This window comes from Pseudomonas sp. GW821-FHT09A09 (assembly GCF_059418405.1).
Map to the genome: position 1 here is coordinate 16,918 of NZ_JBWKPU010000011.1, position 21,977 is coordinate 38,894.

General features: G+C 61.6%; 19 protein-coding genes and 1 other RNA gene. 2 read left to right on the forward strand and 18 right to left on the reverse strand.

Annotation, left to right across the window (positions count from 1 at the left end; translation table 11 throughout):
• Window positions 1-5: 5 nt before the first annotated feature.
• The 18 genes from lpxC to rsmI all read right to left on the reverse strand — a co-directional run bounded on the left by lpxC (window position 6) and on the right by rsmI (window position 19,547).
• On the reverse strand, window positions 6-917 hold the full coding sequence (lpxC, locus tag AC07OV_RS11720; protein ID WP_003171886.1) for a UDP-3-O-acyl-N-acetylglucosamine deacetylase: 912 nt from the start codon (window positions 915-917) through the stop codon (window positions 6-8).
• 112 nt (window positions 918-1,029) lie between these two features.
• Entirely contained in the window at window positions 1,030-2,235 is a 1,206-nt protein-coding gene (gene ftsZ, locus AC07OV_RS11725) for a cell division protein FtsZ (protein WP_046070969.1), read from the reverse strand.
• Window positions 2,236-2,317: 82 nt separating this feature from the next.
• Window positions 2,318-3,580 carry a cell division protein FtsA gene (gene ftsA, locus AC07OV_RS11730; protein ID WP_137199717.1) on the reverse strand — a complete coding sequence of 421 codons (1,263 nt, stop codon included), beginning with the start codon at window positions 3,578-3,580 and terminating at the stop codon, window positions 2,318-2,320.
• Between the two features lie 15 nt (window positions 3,581-3,595).
• On the reverse strand, window positions 3,596-4,465 hold the full coding sequence (locus tag AC07OV_RS11735; RefSeq protein ID WP_494997210.1) for a cell division protein FtsQ/DivIB: 870 nt from the start codon (window positions 4,463-4,465) through the stop codon (window positions 3,596-3,598).
• Window positions 4,466-4,469: 4 nt separating this feature from the next.
• Window positions 4,470-5,426 (reverse strand): D-alanine--D-alanine ligase, encoded by a 957-nt coding sequence (locus AC07OV_RS11740; protein ID WP_494997209.1) that lies wholly within the window; start codon window positions 5,424-5,426, stop codon window positions 4,470-4,472.
• Window positions 5,423-6,871 carry a UDP-N-acetylmuramate--L-alanine ligase gene (gene murC / locus AC07OV_RS11745; protein ID WP_494997208.1) on the reverse strand — a complete coding sequence of 483 codons (1,449 nt, stop codon included), beginning with the start codon at window positions 6,869-6,871 and terminating at the stop codon, window positions 5,423-5,425. Before murC ends, AC07OV_RS11740 begins: the two co-directional genes overlap by 4 nt.
• Window positions 6,864-7,934 (reverse strand): undecaprenyldiphospho-muramoylpentapeptide beta-N-acetylglucosaminyltransferase, encoded by a 1,071-nt coding sequence (murG, locus tag AC07OV_RS11750; protein WP_495092287.1) that lies wholly within the window; start codon window positions 7,932-7,934, stop codon window positions 6,864-6,866. The genes murC and murG overlap by 8 nt, the downstream gene beginning before the upstream one ends.
• Window positions 7,924-9,147, reverse strand: coding sequence for a putative lipid II flippase FtsW (ftsW, locus tag AC07OV_RS11755; protein WP_176995035.1), 1,224 nt, complete (start codon window positions 9,145-9,147; stop codon window positions 7,924-7,926). Before ftsW ends, murG begins: the two co-directional genes overlap by 11 nt.
• Window positions 9,144-10,490: a UDP-N-acetylmuramoyl-L-alanine--D-glutamate ligase gene (murD, locus tag AC07OV_RS11760; protein WP_495092288.1), complete on the reverse strand. Its 1,347-nt coding sequence runs from the start codon at window positions 10,488-10,490 to the stop codon at window positions 9,144-9,146. Before murD ends, ftsW begins: the two co-directional genes overlap by 4 nt.
• A 6-nt stretch (window positions 10,491-10,496) precedes the next feature.
• A complete protein-coding gene (gene mraY / locus AC07OV_RS11765) occupies window positions 10,497-11,579 on the reverse strand; it encodes a phospho-N-acetylmuramoyl-pentapeptide-transferase (RefSeq protein WP_123714635.1) in 1,083 nt (360 codons plus the stop codon).
• The gene (locus AC07OV_RS11770) at window positions 11,579-12,949 is read right to left on the reverse strand and encodes a UDP-N-acetylmuramoyl-tripeptide--D-alanyl-D-alanine ligase (RefSeq protein WP_495092289.1); all 1,371 of its coding nucleotides are present in this window, start codon (window positions 12,947-12,949) and stop codon (window positions 11,579-11,581) included. Before AC07OV_RS11770 ends, mraY begins: the two co-directional genes overlap by 1 nt.
• Window positions 12,942-14,405: a UDP-N-acetylmuramoyl-L-alanyl-D-glutamate--2,6-diaminopimelate ligase gene (locus AC07OV_RS11775; protein ID WP_176995038.1), complete on the reverse strand. Its 1,464-nt coding sequence runs from the start codon at window positions 14,403-14,405 to the stop codon at window positions 12,942-12,944. Before AC07OV_RS11775 ends, AC07OV_RS11770 begins: the two co-directional genes overlap by 8 nt.
• On the reverse strand, window positions 14,405-16,147 hold the full coding sequence (locus tag AC07OV_RS11780) for a peptidoglycan D,D-transpeptidase FtsI family protein (RefSeq protein ID WP_176995252.1): 1,743 nt from the start codon (window positions 16,145-16,147) through the stop codon (window positions 14,405-14,407). Before AC07OV_RS11780 ends, AC07OV_RS11775 begins: the two co-directional genes overlap by 1 nt.
• On the reverse strand, window positions 16,147-16,440 hold the full coding sequence (ftsL, locus tag AC07OV_RS11785; protein WP_003188663.1) for a cell division protein FtsL: 294 nt from the start codon (window positions 16,438-16,440) through the stop codon (window positions 16,147-16,149). The genes AC07OV_RS11780 and ftsL overlap by 1 nt, the downstream gene beginning before the upstream one ends.
• The gene (gene rsmH, locus AC07OV_RS11790) at window positions 16,437-17,384 is read right to left on the reverse strand and encodes a 16S rRNA (cytosine(1402)-N(4))-methyltransferase RsmH (protein WP_371319325.1); all 948 of its coding nucleotides are present in this window, start codon (window positions 17,382-17,384) and stop codon (window positions 16,437-16,439) included. Before rsmH ends, ftsL begins: the two co-directional genes overlap by 4 nt.
• Window positions 17,381-17,836, reverse strand: a complete 456-nt coding sequence (gene mraZ / locus AC07OV_RS11795) for a division/cell wall cluster transcriptional repressor MraZ (protein ID WP_004371993.1) — start codon at window positions 17,834-17,836, stop codon at window positions 17,381-17,383. Before mraZ ends, rsmH begins: the two co-directional genes overlap by 4 nt.
• Window positions 17,837-18,191: 355 nt before the next feature.
• An RNA gene (gene rnpB / locus AC07OV_RS11800) (RNase P RNA component class A) lies at window positions 18,192-18,545 on the reverse strand.
• Between the two features lie 96 nt (window positions 18,546-18,641).
• On the reverse strand, window positions 18,642-19,547 hold the full coding sequence (gene rsmI, locus AC07OV_RS11805) for a 16S rRNA (cytidine(1402)-2'-O)-methyltransferase (protein ID WP_178922761.1): 906 nt from the start codon (window positions 19,545-19,547) through the stop codon (window positions 18,642-18,644).
• Between the two features lie 176 nt (window positions 19,548-19,723).
• On the opposite strand from rsmI, the gene AC07OV_RS11810 reads away from it, so the two are divergent.
• Window positions 19,724-21,535: a penicillin-binding protein activator gene (locus AC07OV_RS11810; protein ID WP_495092290.1), complete on the forward strand. Its 1,812-nt coding sequence runs from the start codon at window positions 19,724-19,726 to the stop codon at window positions 21,533-21,535.
• The gene (locus tag AC07OV_RS11815; protein ID WP_176995041.1) at window positions 21,535-21,906 is read left to right on the forward strand and encodes a YraN family protein; all 372 of its coding nucleotides are present in this window, start codon (window positions 21,535-21,537) and stop codon (window positions 21,904-21,906) included. The genes AC07OV_RS11810 and AC07OV_RS11815 overlap by 1 nt, the downstream gene beginning before the upstream one ends.
• Window positions 21,907-21,977: the final 71 nt, after the last annotated feature.

Genomic DNA, 21,977 nt, shown 5'->3' on the forward strand with positions numbered 1-21,977 from the left:
GTTACTTACACCGCCGCAACGGGACGCATGTAAGAGATCGGTGCGGTGCTGGCATCTTCGAAGGTCACGACTTCCCAAGCGTCTGTCTGCTCAATCAACTTGCGCAGCAGCTGGTTGTTAAGGGCGTGGCCCGACTTGAAGCCTTTGAACTCGCCTATCAGGCTATTGCCCAGCAGGTAGAGGTCACCGATTGCATCGAGGATCTTGTGCTTCACGAACTCGTCTTCGTAGCGAAGGCCGTCTTCGTTCAGTACACCATCCGCGTCGACCACGATGGCGTTTTCAACGCTGCCGCCGAGTGCGAGGTTGTGCTTGCGCAGGTACTCGATGTCACTCATGAAACCAAAGGTACGGGCGCGGCTGACTTCTTTTACGAACGAAGTGCTGGAAAAATCCACGCTTGCACTTTGGGTGCGGTCACGGAATACCGGGTGATCGAAATCGATCTCAAAGCTCACTTTAAAGCCTTCGAACGGGACGAAGGTGGCGCGCTTGTCGCCGTCTTCTACTGTCACTTCCCGCAGAATGCGAATGAACTTCTTGGCTGCGTCCTGTTCTTCCAGGCCGGCAGATTGAATCAAGAATACGAAGGGTCCAGCGCTGCCATCCATGATCGGGACTTCGGACGCGGAGAGCTCGACGTAGGCGTTATCGATGCCCAGGCCAGCCATGGCCGAGAGCAAGTGCTCCACCGTGTCCACTTTGACGTCACCGTTGACCAATGTGGTCGACATCGTGGTTTCGCCAACGTTTTCCGCGCGAGCAGGAATCTGCACCACAGGGTCCAGGTCGGCACGAACAAACACGATGCCGGTGTCGACAGGTGCAGGCTTGAGGGTCAGGTATACCTTCTCCCCGGAGTGCAGACCTACACCTGTGGCACGGATAATATTCTTCAGGGTGCGTTGTTTAATCATGGCTTGGACCGCTTGAGCGCAAATTGCGAACTGGTATCAACAAAGGCTGGCGATAATAGCAGACCAGACCTTTGCTGAACACCAATCACCTTCATAGCCCTGATACATTCCATTAATCGGCCTGACGACGCAAGAATGCCGGGATGTCCAGATAGTCCAGATCATCTTGCGGATTCGGGCTACGGGACGCCGCAGCACCGGCCTGAGCCTGGTTGCGCATCACGGTCGGACGGTCCAGGTCACGGTAGTTCACCGACGGCAGTTCCTGGCGCGCAGGCGCTGGAGCAGCAGCCGCTTGGCTGGCGTGGCTGGCTTGGCTGTTGTGCAGGGTGTTGTCGATGACCTTCACAGGCTTCTCGATTTTTGCACCCAGGCCGGTCGCAACCACGGTGACGTGCAGCTCGTCGCGCATGTCCGGGTCGATCACGGTACCGACTTTGACCATGGCGTGCTCGGAAGCGAAGGCTTCGATGATGCTACCCACGTCGGAGTACTCACCCAGGGACAGGTCAGGACCGGCGGTGATGTTCACCAGGATGCCGCGTGCACCTTGCAGGTTCACGTCTTCGAGCAACGGGTTGCGGATGGCCGCTTCAGTGGCTTCACGTGCACGGTTCGGACCGCTGGCGCAGCCAGTGCCCATCATGGCCATGCCCATTTCGCTCATGACAGTACGTACGTCGGCAAAGTCGACGTTGATCATGCCTGGGCGCTTGATGATGTCGGAGATACCGCGAACGGCACCGGCCAGTACATCGTCAGCCTTGGCAAAAGCGGACAGCAGGCTTGCGTCCTTGCCCAGGATGGTCAGCAGCTTCTCGTTGGGGATGGTGATCAACGAGTCGACGCTTTCAGACAGCAGACGGATACCTTCGTCGGCGATCTGCATGCGCTTGCGACCTTCGAACGGGAACGGACGGGTCACGACTGCAACCGTCAGAATACCCATTTCCTTGGCCACTTCGGCAATGATCGGTGCAGCACCGGTACCGGTACCACCGCCCATGCCCGTGGTGATGAACACCATGTTGGTGCCTTGCAGCACTTCAGCAATACGCTCGCGGTCTTCCAGGGCGGCTTGACGACCGACTTCCGGGTTCGCGCCAGCGCCGAGGCCCTTGGTCACAGCGGTGCCCAATTGCAGGATGGTCCGCGCGCCGATGCTTTTCAGCGCCTGGGCATCAGTGTTGGCGCAGATGAATTCAACGCCTTCAATGTTGCTCTTGACCATGTGGTTGACAGCGTTGCCGCCGCCACCGCCGACACCGATCACTTTGATGACCGGGCTTGCGGGGATGTTGTCTACGAGTTCGAACATGTTCCCTCTCCTTTCATTTCTCTAGTTTTTTCGCCTACTGCTTACAACGGTGCTGCGGTGTGTCGGTGTTGCGGTAAATCGCTTAGAAGTTGCCCTTGACCCAGGCCTGCAAACGCTCGAACAACGGCGCTTTCGCTTCGTCGTCGCTGCGGTAGCTGTCACGGATGCTCGGGCCCGACAGGGAAATGCCGTCGGTCTGCTTTTGCAGCCCGTACAACAGCAAGCCCACGCCAGTGGAATAAATCGGGTTGCGCACCACGTCGCCCAGGCCTTTGACGCCATGGGGCACGCCCAGGCGAACCGGCATGTGGAAGATTTCCTCGGCCAGTTCGACCGCGCCTTCCATCTTCGAGGTGCCACCGGTCAGCACGATGCCGGCCGGGATCAAATCTTCGTAGCCGCTGCGGCGCAGTTCCGCCTGAATCAGGGTGAACAGTTCGTCGTAGCGTGGCTCGACCACCTCGGCCAGGGCCTGGCGCGACAGCTCGCGCGGTGGACGGTCGCCCACGCTTGGCACCTTGATGGTCTCGCCGGCACCGGCCAGCTTGGCCAGGGCGCAGGCGTAGCGGATCTTGATTTCTTCGGCGTACTGGGTCGGTGTGCGCAACGCCATGGCGATGTCGTTGGTCACCTGGTCGCCGGCAATCGGGATCACGGCGGTGTGACGGATCGCACCCTCGGTGAAGATCGCGATGTCGGTGGTGCCGCCGCCGATGTCGACCAGGCACACGCCCAGTTCTTTTTCGTCGTCGGTCAGTACCGAGTAGGCCGAGGCCAGTTGCTCGAGAATGATGTCGTCGATTTCCAGGCCGCAGCGACGCACGCATTTTTCAATGTTCTGTGCGGCGTTAACGGCGCAGGTCACCACGTGGACCTTGGCCTCCAGACGTACGCCCGACATGCCCAGGGGCTCGCGAACGCCTTCCTGGTTGTCGATCACGTAGTCCTGCGGCAGGGTGTGCAGCACGCGCTGGTCTGCCGGGATCGCCACGGCCTGGGCGGCGTCGAGGACGCGCTCAAGGTCGGCCGAGCTGACTTCGCGGTCGCGGATCGCCACGATGCCGTGGGAGTTCAGGCTGCGGATATGGTTGCCCGCCACGCCGACGAACGCCGAGTGGATCCGGCAACCGGCCATCAGCTGCGCTTCTTCGATGGCGCGCTGGATCGATTGCACGGTGGACTCGATGTTCACCACCACGCCCTTCTTCAGGCCCCGGGACGGATGCGTGCCAATACCGACGATTTCGATCGTGCCGTCTTCCCCGACCTCGCCGACCAGCGCCACCACCTTGGAGGTGCCGATATCGAGACCGACGATCATTTTGCCGCTTTGCACGTTTGCCATGGGTCCTGCCTCTTCTTAATTCTTCGCGACAGCGGGTTGGGCTGCCGTGGGCGCAGCCGGTTCACGCCAGCCGACGGCAAGGCCGTTGGCGTAACGCAGGTCGACGCTCGCAATGTTCGTAATCTGTTCTTTCAAGGTCTTGTCATAGATGGCAATGAAGCGGCGCATCTTTTCCACCAAGCGGTCGCGTCCCAGCAACAACTGGATGCCCGGGCCGGAACTGCCTGCCCCGGTCGTCAAAAACCAGCTACCCCGTTCACGCAGTTCCAGGCGTGCAATGGAGAAGCCCAGCGGCCGCAGCATCTGGCTCAGGGCCTGGTACTGCTGCATCACTTGCTGCTGCGCCCGCTGCGGCCCGAACAGCTGCGGCAGGTGCTCGTAGTTGGCCAGCTCACGCGGCGTAAACGCCTGGCCCTGGTTGTTTAACAGCGCTTCGTCACCCCAGCGGGCCACGGGCAGTTGTTCTTCCAGGCGGATCGTCACCTGGTCCGGCCATACGCGACGGACTTCGGCGTGGGCGATCCACGGCATCTGTTCCAACTCCGAGCGCATGCCGGCCAGGTCGATGGTGAAGAAGCTCGCCGCCAGGTACGGGCCGATGCGCTGTTGCACGGCTTGCTGGCTGATGTAGCTCAAGTCGCCCTGCACGCTGATCTTGGTGATCGGCCGGTCGGCATACGGCAACAGACGCTGCGCGCCCTCGTAGGTTCCGAAGCCCAACACCACCAGCAGCACCGGCCAGAACAACGCCTTGAGGAAACCAAAATTGGCTTTCGGCAGGCGCGCCGACATCGGCTCTTTAGCCACCATCCGGCTGGCACCCCGGGGCACCGGCTTGCGGCCGGGAGCTTGTGGGGGCTGATGACGAAGCGATGCGCCGTTCATGTGCTTAGCCTCGAGGCTCAATGCTGGCTGCAAGGATCGCCAGCACCAACTGCTGGAAGTCCAAACCGGCGGCACGAGCTGCCATAGGAACCAGGCTGTGGTCGGTCATCCCTGGCGCGGTGTTGACTTCCAGGAACCAGAAATTCCCTTGGTCATCCTGCATCACGTCTGCCCGCGCCCAACCGGCGATACCCAGCGCCTCACAGGCTTTCGCCGTGAGGTCCATCAACTCCTGTTCTTTGGTTGCGTCAAGGCCGCACGGGATCCGGTACTGGGTATCGGAAGCCAGGTACTTGGCGTCGTAGTCGTAAAAGGTGTGGGGCGTGCCCAATGCGATAGGCGGCAATACCTGGCCACGCAGGGTGGCGATGGTGTACTCGGGACCGGAAATCCACTGTTCCACCAACACTTGCGAATCGTAGGTACTTGCCGCTTTCCATGCGTCGATCAATTCGGCGGCCGAGTTCACTTTGGCCATGCCGATACTGGAGCCTTCATGGGCAGGTTTGACGATCAAAGGCAGGCCCAGTTCCTTGGCTGCAGAAATACAATCGTCTTCGCTGCACAGAACACTGTGACGCGGGGTTGGAATGCCCAGGCTGTGCCACACCTGCTTGGTGCGCAACTTGTCCATCGCCAGTGCCGACGCAAGGATGCCGCTGCCGGTGTACGGGATGCCAGCGCATTCCAGCAGGCCTTGCATGCTGCCGTCTTCACCGCCACGGCCGTGGAGAATGATGAAGGCGCGATCGATCTTCTCAGCCTGCAAACGAGCGAGGAAATCATCGCCCACATCGATGCCGAAGGCGTTCACGCCGGCGCTTTGCAGGGCTTCGAGCACAGCATTGCCGGACTTGAGCGACACTTCGCGCTCAGCGCTCTTGCCGCCGAACAGGACGGCCACGCGGCCGAAGTCGGCAGGCGAAATAGTCGAAAACAGGGAGGCGTAGTCAGTGATCATTTCGACGCTCCCTTTTCGGCAGCAGCGAACAGCGGGCTCGCCAGCAATTTAGGCGCAAGGCCCCCAATGTCACCGGCACCCTGGCACAGCAGGATGTCGCCGGCACGCAGCAGCGGTTTGACCAGCGGCGCCAGGTCCACACCCCGCTCGATGTAGATCGGGTCCAACTGGCCACGCTGGCGGATGCTGTTGCACAGCTTGCGGCTGTCGGCGCCCGGGATCGGTTCTTCACCGGCCGGGTAGACCTCCATCAACAGCAACACGTTGGCATCGGCCAATACATTGACGAAGTCGTCGTACAGATCGCGGGTGCGGCTGTAGCGGTGCGGCTGGTAGACCATCACCAGGCGGCGCTCAGGCCAGCCTCCGCGCACGGCCTTGATCACGGCCGCCACTTCGGTCGGGTGGTGACCGTAGTCGTCCACCAACATCACGTCGCCGCCTTCTACCGGCAGCTGGCCGTAGACCTGGAAGCGACGCCCCACGCCAGCAAAGCGCGACAGGCCTTCGACGATGGCTTCATCGCTGACGCCTTCGTCGGTGGCGATGCAGATGGTCGCCAGGGAATTGAGCACGTTGTGGTTGCCCGGCATGTTCACCGAGACATCCAGTGGTTCACGGTCCGGGCGCAGCACGGTGAAGAAGGTCTGCATGCCTTCCTGGCGCACGTTGATGGCGCGCACGTCGGCGTCTTCGCTGAAGCCATAGGTCACGGTCGGACGCTTGACCAGCGGCAGGATCTCGCGCACCACCGGGTCGTCCAGGCACACCACGGCCAGGCCGTAGAACGGCAGGTTGTGGAGGAACTCGACGAAGGTTTTCTTCAACTTGTTGAAATCACCGTCGTAGGTGGCCATGTGGTCTTCGTCGATGTTGGTGACCACGGCGACCAGCGGCTGCAGGTGCAGGAAGCTGGCGTCACTTTCATCGGCTTCGGCGATCAGGTAACGGCTGGTGCCCAGTTGTGCATTGGTGCCGGCTGCATTCAGGCGGCCACCGATCACGAACGTCGGGTCCAGGCCACCGGCCGCGAACACCGAGGCGATCAGGCTGGTGGTGGTGGTTTTGCCATGGGTACCGGCCACGGCAATACCGTGGCGATAGCGCATCAGCTCGGCCAGCATCTCGGCGCGTGGCACGACGGGAATGCGACGCTCCAGGGCAGTGGCCACTTCCGGGTTGGAGGTGTTCACGGCGCTGGACACCACCAGCACGTCGGCCTCGGCAGCGTTCTCGGCGCGGTGGCCGATGAAGATCTGCGCGCCAAAGGTTTTCAGGCGGTCGGTCACCGGCGACTCTTTCAAGTCGGAGCCGGACACCTGGTAGCCCAGGTTCAACAAAACTTCGGCGATACCGCACATGCCCACGCCGCCGATGCCGACGAAGTGGATACGACGGATGCGGCGCATCTCGGGTTGCGGCATGGCTTTCTGATTCTCAACCATGGGCCACCTCCAGGCAGATATCGACCACGGTGCGGGTTGCGTCAGGTTTGGCCAGGCGGCTTGCGGTGCTCGCCATGCTGTTGAGTCGTTCCGGTTGCATCAAAACCTCGGTCAGGCGTGCGGCCAAATCGGCGGCGCCATTCGTTCTTTGCGGCAGCAGGAAGGCAGCGCCCTCCCCGGCCAAATATTCGGCGTTGCGGGTCTGGTGATCGTCGATGGCATGGGGCAGAGGCACCAGCAAGGACGGCAGACCGGCGGCAGCCAGTTCACTGACGGTCAGCGCACCGGAGCGGCAGACCACCAGGTCGGCCCAGCCATAGGCGTGGGCCATGTCTTTGATGAAGGGCTGTACGTTCGCCTCCACACCGGCCTCGCGATAACGCGTGGCGGTGACTTCACCGTGGTGCTTGCCAGCCTGATGAAAGACTTCCGGACGCAATTCCACAGGGAGTTGCGCCAGCGCTTCGGGCAGCAATTTGTTCAAGGGCTCGGAGCCCAGGCTACCGCCCATGATCAGCAGGTGCGCCTTGCGCCCTGCCAGCGCGTCACGGGCGATGTCCATAAACAGTTCAGGGCGCACCGGGTTGCCAGTCGTGCGCAGTTTGTCGGAGGCACCAAAGGTCTTCGGGAAGGCCTCGCACACCCGGGCGGCCAAGGGCACCAACAGGCGGTTGGCGGTACCGGCCACGGCGTTCTGCTCGTGCACGATCACCGGCACGCCGGCGAGCTTGGCGGCAACACCACCCGGCCCGGTCACATACCCACCAAAACCAAGCACACACACAGGCTTCAATTCACGGATGACCTTGCGCGCCTGCCACACCGCCTTGAGCAACACGAACGGTGCTTTAAGCAGGGACAACTTGCTCTTGCCGCGCAGGCCGGAAACATTGATCAGGTGCAGCGGCAAACCGGCATTGGGCACCAGCTCGTTTTCAATGCCTCGGGGCGTGCCCAGCCAGTGCACCGTGTAGCCACGGCTCTGGAATTCCCGCGCACACGCCAGGGCCGGGAACACATGCCCCCCGGTGCCGCCGGCCATGATCAGCACATTAGCGCCCATGGGTCGGCTCCTCGGCGAAGTCGCTTTCGCTGAACTCCATCTCTTCGCTGCCCAGGTGGGTTCGACTCTCCCACTCGATGCGCAGCAACAAGCCCAGGCACGCGCAGCAGATCACCAACGAACTGCCGCCGTAACTGAGGAACGGCAAGGTCAGGCCTTTGGTCGGCAGCAGGCCGACGTTCACACCGATGTTGATCAGGAACTGGCCGATCCACAGGAACGACAAGCCGTAGGCCACATACGCGGCGAAATACTGTTTGGCCTTCTCGGCCCACAAGCCGATGTACATGCCACGCACACACACGAATACGAACAGTGCGACGGTGCACAGCGAACCGACCACGCCGAGCTCTTCGGCGAGCACCGAGAACACGAAGTCGGTGTGCGCTTCCGGCAGGTAGAACTGCTTCTGTACGCTGTTGCCCAAGCCCACGCCCAGCCACTCGCCGCGACCGAAGGCGATCAACGCCTGGGTCAACTGGTAGCCAGAACCGAACTGGTCGGACCATGGGTCGGTAAAGGTGATCAGACGAGCCATCCGGTAGGGTTGCGCCTGGACCAGAATGGTCACGGCCGCCACCGCCAGCACCACCATCAAGGTGAAGCGGAACAGGCCCACGCCGCCGAGGAACAGCATCGCCGCCGCAGCGCCCATCATCACGACGGTGGCACCGAAGTCGGGCTCCATCAGCAACAGGCCGGCCATGGGCAGCAGCACGATGAACGGCTTGAAGAAGCCCATCCAGCTTTCGCGCACTTCTTTCTGGCGACGCACCAGGTAACCGGCCAGGTAGATCACCACGAACACCTTGGCGATTTCCGATGGCTGTACGTTGAACGCGCCGAAGCCGATCCAGCGCATCGAACCGTTCACCTCGCGCCCGATGCCGGGCAGGATCACCATGATCAGCAAGCCAAACGCACCGATCAGCATCAGCCAACCCAGGCGTTGCCAGGTGGCGATTGGGATCATCATGGTGACGATGCACGTGCCGAGGCCGATCACCAGGTACACCAGGTGACGGATCATCATGTACAGGGTGTTGCCCGACTGCACCGCGGCCACTTCGGACGACGCCGAGGTGATCATCACCAGGCCCAGGCCCAGCAGCGCGAGGCAACCGGCGAGCATCGGGAAATCCAGGTCGATGCCACGGCCGGTAATGATCGGCGACGGGTAGGGCTTGATGATGTTACGGAAGTTTATGCTCATGCCAAGGCCTCCACGCCGCGGGCGAACAGCTGGCCGCGCTCTTCGTAGTTCTTGAACATGTCGAAACTGGCGCACGCCGGCGACAGCAACACGGCATCGCCGGGCTGGGCCAGGGCGTGGCACTGGGCGATGGCATCGTCCAGGGAGGTGGCACGTACCTGCGGCACGCCGTCACCGAGGGCGGCGGCGATCAGGTCGGAGTCACGGCCTATCAGCACCACGGCGCGGCACTGAGCAGCCACAGGGCCTTTAAGGTCTTTGAAGTCGGCGCCTTTGCCGTCACCACCGAGGATCAGCACCAGCTTGCCTTCGATATCGGCACCCAGGCCTTCGATAGCGGCCAATGCAGCACCGACGTTGGTGGCCTTGGAGTCGTTGTAGTAGCTCACGCCGTTCAAGTCGCGCACCCACTGGCAACGGTGCTCAAGCCCGGCGAAGGTGCGCAGGCTCGACAACATGGCATCGAACGGCAGGCCCACGGCATGCCCCAGCGCCAACGCCGCCAGGGCATTGGACTGGTTATGCGCGCCACGGATCTTCAGCTCGCGCACGGGCATCAGGTTCTGGAATTCGAAGGCCAGGTATTTCTCGCCGTTCTCTTCACGAATGCCAAAGGCTTTGAAATCGGGTTTGCCCAGGCCAAAGGTCCAGCACGGCAGGCCTTCGCCCATCAGCGGACGGCTCAGGGCATCCTGGCGATTGACCACCACTTGCCTGGCACCCCGGAAGATCCGGTGCTTGGCCAGGTGATACGCCGGCAGGCCGCTGTAGCGGTCCATGTGGTCTTCACTCACGTTCAGCACGGTCGCCACTTCGGCGCCGAGGTCGTGAGTGGTTTCCAGCTGGAAGCTCGACAGCTCCATCACGTACAGCTCGACATCGTCGCTGAGCAGGTCCAGCGCCGGGGTGCCAAGGTTGCCGCCCACGGCCACGCGCTTGCCGGCCGCAGCCGCCATCTCGCCGACCAGGGTGGTCACGGTGCTTTTCGCGTTGGAGCCGCTGATGGCCACGATCGGCGCCTTCGCGTTACGCGCGAACAGGTCGATGTCGCCGGACAGCTTCACGCCACGGGCCGCAGCGGCTTGCAGGGCCGGTGTCGCCAGGGCCAGGCCGGGGCTCACGTAGAGCTCATCGGCGCGGCACAGAAACTCGACATCCAGCTCGCCACAACGCACTTCCACGTGCGGATAGTCACGGCGCAGCGTGACCAGCTCCGGTGGATTTTCCCGCGTGTCGGCCACGGCAAACGACGTGCCCCGGTTCGCCAGGAAGCGAACCAGGGACATGCCGCTCTTGCCGAGGCCGACAACGATGCGGAAGTGGTCTGAAGCGATCAGGGACACTCGTTTCTACCTCAGTTTCAGGGTGGCAAGGCCGATCAGCACCAGAATCACGGTGATGATCCAGAAGCGGACGATCACGCGTGGCTCGGGCCAGCCCTTGAGTTCAAAGTGGTGGTGAATCGGCGCCATGCGGAATACGCGGCGCCCGGTCAATTTGAAGGAGGCCACCTGGATGACCACCGACAGGGTTTCCATCACGAACACACCGCCCATGATGAACAGCACGATTTCCTGGCGAACGATCACCGCGATGGTGCCCAGGGCCGCGCCCAGCGCCAGTGCGCCGACGTCCCCCATGAAGACTTGCGCCGGGTAGGTGTTGAACCACAGGAAGCCCAGGCCGGCACCGATCAGCGCGCCGCAGAACACGATCAACTCACCTGCGCCCGGTACGTAAGGGATCAGCAGGTATTCAGCGAATTTCACGTTACCCGACAGGTAGCAGAAGATGCCGAGCGCGCCGCCCACCATCACCGTCGGCATGATCGCCAGGCCGTCGAGGCCGTCAGTCAGGTTGACCGCGTTGCTGGAGCCCACGATCACGAAATAGGTCAGCACCACGAAGCCGATGCCCAGTGGAATGCTGGCGTCCTTGAGCATCGGGATGATCAAGGTGGTTTCCACCGCGCTTGGCGCCGTGGTGTAGAGGAAGATCGCTGCGGCCAGGCCGAACACCGACTGCCAGAAATATTTCCAGCGGCTCGGCAGTCCCTTGGAGTTTTTCTCGATCACTTTGCGGTAGTCATCGACCCAGCCGATAGCGCCGAACAACAGGGTCACCAGCAGCACCACCCACACGTAGCGGTTGTGCAGGTCGGCCCACAGCAGGGTGCTGATGCCGATGGACGACAGGATCAACGCACCGCCCATGGTCGGAGTGCCGGATTTTGACAGGTGAGACTGCGGGCCGTCATTGCGAACCGATTGACCAATTTGCAGGTTCTGCAGGGTGCGGATCATCCACGGCCCCAGGAACAGCGACAGAGACAGCGCGGTCAGCACACCCAGGATCCCGCGCAGGGTCAGGTACTGGAAGACCGCGAAGCCTTTGTAGAACTGTTGCAGATACTCAGCCAGCAGCAGCAGCATTAATGTTTCTCCGTACTTGAACCACACAAGGCCGCGACGACGTTTTCCATCACCGCGCTGCGCGATCCCTTGATCAAAATGGTTGTCTGTTTGTCTTGTTCAGCCGCGACCAGCGCCTGGATCAGCTCTGCCTGGCTGGCAAAATGCCGCGCGCCGAGGCCGAAGGCGTCGACGGCATGGGCCATGTTCGTGCCGACGGCGTACAGCGCGTCGACTTTGCCAGCGGCATAGGCACCGACTTCACGGTGGCCTTGCTCGGCCCAATCACCCAGCTCACCGATGTCACCCAGCACCAGCACTTTGCGCCCGGCGAAGGTCTTGAGCAGGTCAACGGCGGCATTGATCGAGGACGGGTTGGCGTTGTAGGTGTCATCAATGACGCGCATGCCATTGCTGGCCAGTTGCGCGACGGTGCGCCCCTTGACCGGCTGCACCGCGCCCAAGCCTGTGGCGATGCCGAACAGCGACACGCCCAAGGCGTAAGCCGCAGCCGCAGCCGCCAAGGCGTTGGCGACGTTATGGTTGCCCAGCAAGTTCAACTGCACGTGCTCACTGCCTTGCGGGGTGTGCAAGGTGAAAGACGGGCATCCACGGGCATCCACGGTGATATTGGAGGCATGGAAATCGGCGGCAGCGTTGAGCACGGCAAAGGTCAGAACCTTGCGCCCGGCAGCGCGTACACGCCAGGTTTCGAAGACCTTGTCGTCCAGGTTAAGTACAGCGGTGCCCGACGCATCGAGGCCTTCGAGGATTTCACCCTTGGCCTCGACGATCTTTTCCGGGCCTCCGAACTCGCCTACATGGGCGGTGCCGGCATTGTTGATGATTGCCACGTGAGGCTTGGTCAACGCCACGGTGTAGGCGATTTCACCGATACGCGAAGCGCCCAGCTCGATGACGGCCGCCGTGTGTTCCGGGGCCAGTTCGAGCAGGGTCAGCGGTGCGCCGAAATCATTGTTCAGGTTGCCACGGGTGGCGAGCACCGGCCCGCGCGTGCGCAGGACACCGGCGAGCAGTTCCTTGACGGTGGTCTTGCCGCTGGAACCGGTGACGGCGGCCACAGGCTTGTCGAAGGCGGCGCGGTTGAGCGCGCCCAGCTGTCCCAGGGCCAAACGGGTATCGGCCACCAGCAACTGCGGCAAGGTGGAATCGGCCACTTCACGCTGCACCAAGGCACCCACGGCGCCTTTGGCGGCGACATCATTCAGGTAGTCGTGACCATCGAAACGCGGGCCGGCCAGCGCCACAAACAGCTGGCCCGGCTTGATGTTGCGACTGTCGATACTGACGCCGTCGAAGCTGCAATCGCTCGACAGCACACGGGCGGACAGGGCCCCGGTCAGCTCGCTGAATGTCATCGCTTTAAGCATGGGCAACCTCCCAGGCGGTCAGGGCGTGATCGGCCTCGACCAGATCGGAGAAGGCATGACGCTCGCCGTTGATTTCCTGATAGTCCTCGTGGCCTTTACCGGCCAGCACCACCACGTCGTCAGCACTGGCGCTGGCGATCAATTGGGCGATGGCTGCACCACGACCGGCAACGAAGGTCGCATGGGAGGCGTCTTTGAAGCCGACACGGATGTCATCGAAAATCTGGCTCGGGTCTTCGCTGCGCGGGTTGTCGTCGGTGACGAGTACACCGTCGGCCAGACGCTCGACGATCTCGGCCATCAGCGGACGCTTGCCGCGATCGCGATCACCGCCGCAGCCGAACAGGCACAGGAGCTTGCCCTTGGCGTGTGGGCGCAGGGCGACCAAGACTTTTTCCAGGGCATCCGGGGTGTGGGCGTAATCGACCACCACCAGCGGCTGCTTGCCGCCACCCAGGCGCTGCATGCGACCTACCGGGCCTTCCAGCTTCGGCAGGACGCGCAGGATTTCGTCCAGGGCGTAATCCAGGCCGAGCAAGGCGCCGATGGCCGCCAGGGTGTTGCTCAGGTTGAAGCGACCGAGCAAGGTGCTGCGCAAATGATGTTCGCCCTGCGGCGTTACCAGGGTAGCGAGCACACCCTCGTCATTGAAGTGGGCATCACGGCAATACAGGTACGCACTGGAATCTTCCAGGCTGTAGCTGATCAGGCGCGACTCGCGGTCTTCGGCAGCCAGTTGGCGGCCAAATTCGTCATCCAGGTTCACCACGCGGCACTTGAGGTCATTCCAGGCAAACAGCTTGGCCTTCTCGGCAGCGTAGGCCTCCATGGTGCCGTGGTAATCCAGGTGATCGCGGGACAGGTTGGTCATCACTGCCACATCAAAGGCCAGCGCCGCAACGCGCCCCTGATGCAAGCCGTGGGACGACACTTCCATGGCAACCGCCTTGGCACCGGCCTTTTTCAGGTCGGCCAGGGTCGCTTGCACGGCAATCGGGTTTGGCGTGGTGTGCAGGCCGCTTTGCAGCGCGCCATAGAAGCCAGTGCCCAAGGTGCCGACGATGCCACAGTGCTGACCAAGCAGATCAAGGGCCTGGGCGATCAATTGGGTCACGCTGGTCTTGCCGTTGGTGCCGGTGACGCCGACCAGGTTCAGCTGGCGGCTCGGGTCGCCATAAAAACGCCCGGCGATATCCGACAGTTGTGCAGCCAGGCCCTTGACCGGAATCAACGGCACGTCGGTGATCGGCAGAACGGTGGCGCCCTCTACTTCATAGGCCACGGCGGCCGCACCGCGCTGCAAGGCGTCGGCGATGTGCGCGCGGCCATCAACTTTACCGCCGGGCACCGCCAGGAACAGGTCACCGGCGCGTACATTACGGCTGTCCAGGCTCAACTCGCGAATGAGCAGATCACGACCGGCATGGGCAAAAATCTTGTTTAGGCTAAGAGACATCAGCCGCGCCCTCCATTGGCTTTTGCAGCAGCGGCCGGTGGTCCGGCGTTCGCTTGTTGGGTCGGCGGCAGGTTGTCCGGCGTGATGTTCATCAGGCGCAGGGTGCCGGACATCACTTTGCTGAACACCGGCGCCGATACCAGGCCACCGAAGTAGCCCGCTTTACTGGGTTCATCGATCACGACGACGATGGCGTAGCGTGGGTCGCTCATCGGGCCGAAGCCGGCGAACAGCGAACGGTAGGAGTTCTCGGCGTAACCCTTGGTGCCCACCGACGTCTTACGCGCAGTACCCGACTTACCCGCAACGTGATACGCCGGCACCTGGGCACGGAACACACCGCGTGGCGCTTCGATCACTTGTTGCAGCATGCCTTGCATGGTCTTGGCGACGTTTTCCGGAATCACCTGGGTCGATTTCGGTGCTTCGTCAACATGGATCAGGCTCAGGGGCACCATGCGGCCATTGTTCGCCAGCACCGAGAAGGCGTGAGCCAGTTGAATCGCGGTCACCGACAGGCCGTAGCCGTAGGACAGCGTGGCGGTCTCGGCTTTTTTCCAGTCGCGGTAGTTCGGCAGGTTGCCGACGCGCTCACCTGGGAAGTCCAAGCCAGTGGGTTGGCCCAGGCCGATTTTTTGCGCCAGGTGGTAGATGGTCTCGCCGCCGATATCGAAGGCGACCTTACTCATGCCCACGTTACTGGAGTTGATCAGGATACCTGTCAGATCCAACACTGGGCCTTCGGTACGCGATACGTCACGAATGGTGTATTTGCCCAACTGCAGGGTGCCTGGGTACACCTCGACTTTGTCACTGGGTTTCCAGCGGCCGGTTTCGAGGGCGGCGCTCATGGAGATGGCTTTCATGGTCGAACCCGGCTCGAACACGTCGATCATGGCGCGGTTACGCATCATCGCCGGCTGCAGGTTGCGACGGTTGTTCGGGTTGTAGGTCGGCTGGTTGACCATCGCCAGAATCTCGCCGGTCTTCACGTCCATGATCACCAGGCTGCCGGCCTTGGCGCCGTTCTCGATGATCGCGTTACGCAGTTCGCGGTTGGCCAGGTATTGCAGGCGCAGGTCAATCGACAACGCCAAGGGCTTACCGGCCTTGGCGTTTTTGGTGACCTGGACATCCTTGATCAGTCTGCCGCGCCGATCCTTGATGACTTGCCGTTTGCCGGGAACCCCGGCGAGCCATTCATCGTAGGCCAACTCCACACCTTCGCGACCGTGGTCATCGATGTCGGTAAAGCCGACCATGTGGGCGGTGGTTTCACCGGCCGGGTAGAAACGACGGAATTCCTCGATGCCATAGACACCAGGGACTTTAAGGTCGAGCACTTGCTGGCCTTGCTCGGGAGTCAGCCCACGAACGAGGTAGATGAATTCTTTATTGGCCTGGGCTTCCAGGCGCTCGGCGAGTGCCTTAGGGTCCTGGCCAAGGGCGGCAGCCAGTTCTGGCCACTTGTCCTTGGCCACCTGCAATTCCTTGGCGTTGGCCCACAGGGTCGTCACCGGGGTACTGACGGCCAGGGGCTCGCCGTTACGGTCGGTGATGAGGCCGCGGTGCGCAGGAATAGGAATGTGACGCAAGCTACGGGCATCGCCCTGGCCGATCAGGAAGTCGCGGTCGACCACTTGCAGGTCGATGATGCGCCAGGCAATCGCGCCCACCATCAACGCGAGCAGGCCCAGCACCACGCGGAAGCGCCATGGGTAGAGTGCGCCTTCGAGCTTCATCATGGCGCCACCATGCGGACTTCGGCCGCGCCCGGGATGTGCATTTTCAGCTGTTCGGTGGCCAGCACTTCGATACGGCTGTGGGCCGTCCAGGTGCTCTGCTCGAGGATCAACCGACCCCATTCCGCTTGCGCCTTGTCACGCACGCTCAATTCCCCATACAGGGTATTGAGCAGTTGACGGTTCCAGTGGGCGCTGTAGGACACCGCAATCGCGGACACCAGCACGCCGACAAACAGCAGCAACATGAAGAAGCTGCCGCCCGGGAGGGGCTTGGCGAAAAGCTTGCTCACCGCAACTTCTCCGCGACACGCATGACAGCGCTACGGGAACGTGGGTTGGCCTTGAGTTCGGCTTCGGAAGCGAACTGCGCTTTGCCATGGATTTTGATTTTCGGCACAAAGGCTTCGAAACGTACCGGCAGGTTGCGCGGCAGGTTGTCGGACTCGCCCTTGACCAGACGACGCATGAACAGTTTGACGATGCGGTCTTCCAGGGAGTGGAAGCTGATCACCACGAGGCGACCGCCCACTTCCAGCGACTCGAGGGCAGCTTCGAGGCCAGCCTCCAGATCGCCCAATTCGTTGTTGACGTGAATGCGCAGGCCCTGAAACGCACGGGTCGCCGGGTTCTTGCCTTTTTCCCACGCTGGGTTGGCGACCTTCAGCACTTCGGCCAGGTCGGCGGTGCGCTCAAACGGCTGGATCTCGCGGCGTTCGACCACGGCACGGGCCATGCGGCCGGCGAAGCGTTCTTCACCGTATTCCTTGAAGACGCGGGCGATTTCTTCCACCGGCGCGGTGGCGATGAACTGTGCAGCACTGATGCCCCGGGTGGGGTCCATGCGCATGTCGAGCGGACCGTCGTTCATGAAACTGAAGCCGCGCTCCGGGTCATCGAGCTGTGGCGAAGACACGCCAAGATCGAGCAGAACCCCGGCCACCTTGCCTGCCATGCCACGTTCGGCCACTTCGGCGCCCAGCTCGGCAAAGCTGCGCTGCACAACGACAAAGCGGCCGTCTTCGGCCGCTAGCGCTTGCCCGGTGGCAATCGCTTGAGGGTCTTTGTCGAACCCGAGGAGTTTGCCGTCGGACCCGAGCTGGCTGAGTATCAACCGGCTGTGCCCACCCCTGCCGAAGGTGCCATCCAAATAGCAGCCATCCGCGCGTACGGCGAGAGCCTCAACGGCTTCGTCAAGCAGTACGGTGATGTGGTTAAAGCCGCTATCAATAGTCACAGGATCAAATCACGCAGTTCATCAGGCATGGCGCCCGGTTGTTGAATAGCAGCCAGGTCCGCTGCAGACACAGCATCCCAGGCATCTTCGTCCCACAATTGGAACTTGTTCAGTTGGCCCACCAGCATTGCGCGTTTATCCAGCCTGGCGTACTCGCGCAAACGCGGCGGCACCAGGAAACGACCACTGCCATCGAGCTCGAGGTCGACGGCATTACCAATCAGCAAACGCTGGAGGCGGCGGTTTTCTTCACGCAATGAAGGCAGCGCGCGCAACTTGGTTTCAATCAACTCCCACTCATCGAGGGGGTAAACACACAAACAAGGGTCAACGGCATCAATGGTGATGATTAACTGTCCGGAACTTCGCGAAATGAGCTCGTCACGATACCGGCTCGGCATGGCGAGACGGCCTTTTGCATCGAGACTGATAGCGTTAGCTCCGCGAAACACAGATGCGTTTCTCCAAATTTTAGCGTTTTACGTTCAAAAAACCCACTTTGTGCCACTTTCCGCCACTTGCGCACACTATAGGAATGCGCCCACCACACCGTCAAGGCGCGGATTCAAGGAAAAGCCTTACAGAACGGAGATTTAGGAGCGTAAAAGGAGGAGAAACCAGAGTTCGGCGATGTTTTTGGCTCAGCAAACGCAAATAGCTCAAAGAGCTATGGCTTAAAGTTAAAGTAATTTATTAAGAGTAAGATTTTTTTGGTATTACGAAGATGCATCTGCCAATGATTCGGCAGGGAGGGATTCTTGCGTTACTACCGGGTTTCTGCTCGAGATTCGGACAGAAGGAAAAAAGGTGGAGAGTCGATCTATAAGCCGGGTTCTGTCTTGAACAGTCATTCGTCTACGATGGCCATCACTGGACATCTTTAGCAACCTACCCGGTCCCAGCGCGGGCCACGCCTTGGGACCCTATTTGGTCTTGCTCCAAGTGGGGTTTACCTAGCCACGAACTGTTGCCAGTCGTGCGGTGCGCTCTTACCGCACCTTTTCACCCTTACCGGCACCGAAGTGCTTAGGCGGTTATTTTCTGTGGCACTTTCCGTAGGCTCACGCCTCCCAGGCATTACCTGGCACTTCGCCCTATGGAGCCCGGACTTTCCTCCCCCCCCTAATTCTCATAGAGGGCAGCGACTGTCCAATCGACTCTCCGCCGCGCAGGTTAACGGCACGGCGGACTTAGGACAAGTAATAAAAGTTCAGAATGGCCATCACGTTCAGACGGAATACAGGTTTAACCCCGGAACTATTCGCCTTTTTGTTTATCCAGCGCAGCTTGATATAAGAGGTTCTTGCGCACACCGGTAATTTCCGCTGCCAACGCCGCTGCTCTTTTAAGCGGCATCTCCGCGAGCAATAGATCCAGGATACGCATGGCCTCGCTGCCGACCGCGTCTTCATTCTCGGGAGCGGCCCAGCCCGCCACCAGCACCACACACTCGCCACGCTGCTGGTTGCTGTCCCCCTCGACAAAGGCCCGCAGCTCTTCAAGCGGCAGGCCTTTAAGGGTCTCGAAGGTCTTCGTCAATTCGCGCGCCAGCAACGCCAGGCGCTCACCCCCGAACACCAACTCCATGTCCTGCAGGCATTCAAGGATGCGATGGGGGGCTTCGTAGAAGATCAGGGTGCGCGGTTCTTCCTTCAACGCCTGCAGGCGAGCACGCCGCCCCACCGCCTTGGCTGGCAGGAAACCTTCAAAGATAAAGCGGTCCGAAGGCAACCCCGCTGCCGATAACGCGGCAATCAGTGCGCACGCTCCCGGAACAGGCACTACATTGATACCAGCGGCCCGCGCCTGGCGAACCAGGTGGTAGCCCGGGTCGGAGATCAGCGGCGTGCCCGCATCGGAGATCAACGCCACATCGTCACCGGCCAACAGGCGCACGATAAAGCGGCTGCCTTCTTCACGCTCGTTGTGTTCGTGACAGGCAGCTAATGGCGTGCTGATACCAAAATGCTGCATCAGGCGTTGAGAGTGACGGGTGTCTTCGGCCGCGATCAATTTTACGTCGCGCAACACTTTCAGCGCCCGGGCACTGATGTCGTCCAGGTTGCCAATGGGCGTCGCCACGACAAAAAGCGAGCCAGCAGTGGAATTCAAAGGACCTGGAGCAGTCAAAACGCACACCTCGATGGTTGGCAAAAGCGCCATTGTAGCGCGTAGATGAATTGAAAATATGCCATCACGGCCGATGCCTTTTCAGCCGCCGATCGCCAATAGCAACATTTGCACGACCTAAATCGACGGTTTCACGCCAGTAACATCGCGCCTGGGCCAGTGCTTGGGTACAATTCCACGCTAATTTGATCGGTATCAGGAACACTTACATGATCGCTTGCCTGCGGCTGCTCTCCGCCCTCTGCCTCGCTGCCTTGCTGGCCGCTTGCGCCAGCTCGCCCTCGTCCAGCCTTGGCGACCTTCCACGGACCCCGGATGCCAGTATCGAGCAACTGCTCGAACAGGCTACTACCGCCAAGACGCCAGAAAAGGCCGCCCTGCTGCGCCTGAGTGCGGCAGACATGGCCTACAAGCAGAACAACCCGGCCCGCTCGTCGCAGATCCTTGCACAGGTGCCGCTGGATGTTCTCAAGCCAGCTGCGCAAGTCTTTGCCAGCACCCTGGCCGCCGAACTGGCCATGGCGCGCAACCAGCCCAAGGCCGCGTTGACCGCCTTGAGCCACCCAAGCCTGCAAAGCCTGCGTGACCTGCCGGCAGAGCAGCAGGTGCGCACCGGCACCGTGCATGCCCGCGCTTATGAAGCTGACGGCCAGACCCTGGCAGCCGCTCGTGAACGCGTGGCCATGGCCCCGTTGCTCAGCGGCGATGCTGCAAAAAACAACCATGAAGCCATCTGGGCGCTGATTGCCGCCCTGCCGGCCGAACAGTTGCAAGCCAGCGGCAACCCGACCCTCGACGGTTGGATCACCCTGGCCCAGGCGGTCAAGGGCGCCGGAACCCTGGAACAGCAACAGGCCGCCATCGACACCTGGCGCGCGCGAAACCCAGGCCACCCGGCCGCAGTAGAACTGCCATTGCCGCTGACCAAGCTCAAGGAGCTGGCCAGCCAGCCCTTGAACAAGATCGCCCTGCTGCTGCCACAGGACGGCCCGCTGGCCTCCGTGGGCAAAGCGCTACGCGAAGGTTTCATGGCCGCTCACTACCAGGCCGAACAGGCCGGGCAGAAACCTCCGGTCATCGAGTTCTATGACAGCTCGCGCCTGACCTCCCTCGACGACTTCTATGCCAAGGCCAAGGCTGCCGGCGTGCAACTGGTTGTTGGCCCGCTGGAGAAGCCGCTGGTCAAACAACTCGCCGCTCGCCCTCAGTTGCCGATCACCACCCTGGCCCTGAACTACAGCGAAACGGACCAGAACCCGGCGCAGCTGTTCCAGTTTGGCCTGGCGGCTGAAGACGAAGCCCGCGAAGTCTCGCGTCGTGCCCGCGCCGACGGCCTGCACCGCGCTGCCGCCATGGTGCCGCGTGGCGAGTGGGGCGAGCGTGTCTACAAAGCCTTCCGCCAGGATTGGGAAGCGAATGGCGGCACCGTCGTCGGCGTCGAGTACGTCGACCAGCCGGTAGCACTCGCCCAGCAGATCGCCGACCTGTTCCAACTGCGCAAGAGCGAAGGTCGCGCCAAGAGCCTGCAAAGCACCGTGGGTACCGACGTAGCGGCGCAGCCGTCGCGCCGTCAGGACATCGAGTTCATCTTCCTGGCCGTGACCCCGCAACTGGCCCAGCAGATCAAGCCGACCCTGAACTTCCAGTACGCCGGTGACGTACCGGTGTACGCGACCTCCCACGTGTTCAGCGCGAGCGGCGACAAGAACCAGTACCTGGACATGACCAACGTCATGTTCTGCGAAACCCCTTGGCTGCTCAGCACTACCGACCCGCTGCGCAACCAGGTCGCCGCACAATGGCCGCAAGCCAATGGCAGCCTGGGCCGCCTGTATGCGATGGGCGTCGATGCCTACCGCCTGGCGCCGCGCCTGGGCCAGCTCAAGGCACTGCCGGACACCCGCGTTGACGGCCTGTCGGGCAGCCTGGGCATCAACGCCAACCAGCGCGTTGATCGCCAGATGCCATGGGCGAAGTTCGTGGGCGGCGACATCCAGCGCCTGCCAGACACCCCGCGCTGATGCCCGAGCGGTCCAGCGCACAAAGCGGCAAGGATGCCGAACTTCAAGCTCTGAAGCACTTGCAACAACAGGGTCTGCGCCTTCTGGCGCAGAACTGGTTGTGTAAACGCGGTGAGCTTGATCTGGTCATGCTTGACGGCGATACAGTAGTATTCGTCGAAGTCCGCTACAGAAAACACGCACAATGGGGTGGCGCGCTCGCCAGTATCGACGGGCGCAAGCGTCAGAAGCTGATACTCGCCGCGCAGTTTTTCCTGCAAAAAGAGCATCGCTGGGCTGATTCCCCCTGCCGTTTCGATGTGGTTGCCATAGAAAGCACACCGTCTGGTCAGGCTGATCTGAGTTGGCTCAAAGATGCCTTCGACAGCTGATTCACCGGACATCTTCACCACACACTTTTGCTCTTTGCTTTGCGGGCTGCACATTCCTGTGCCAAACAGCC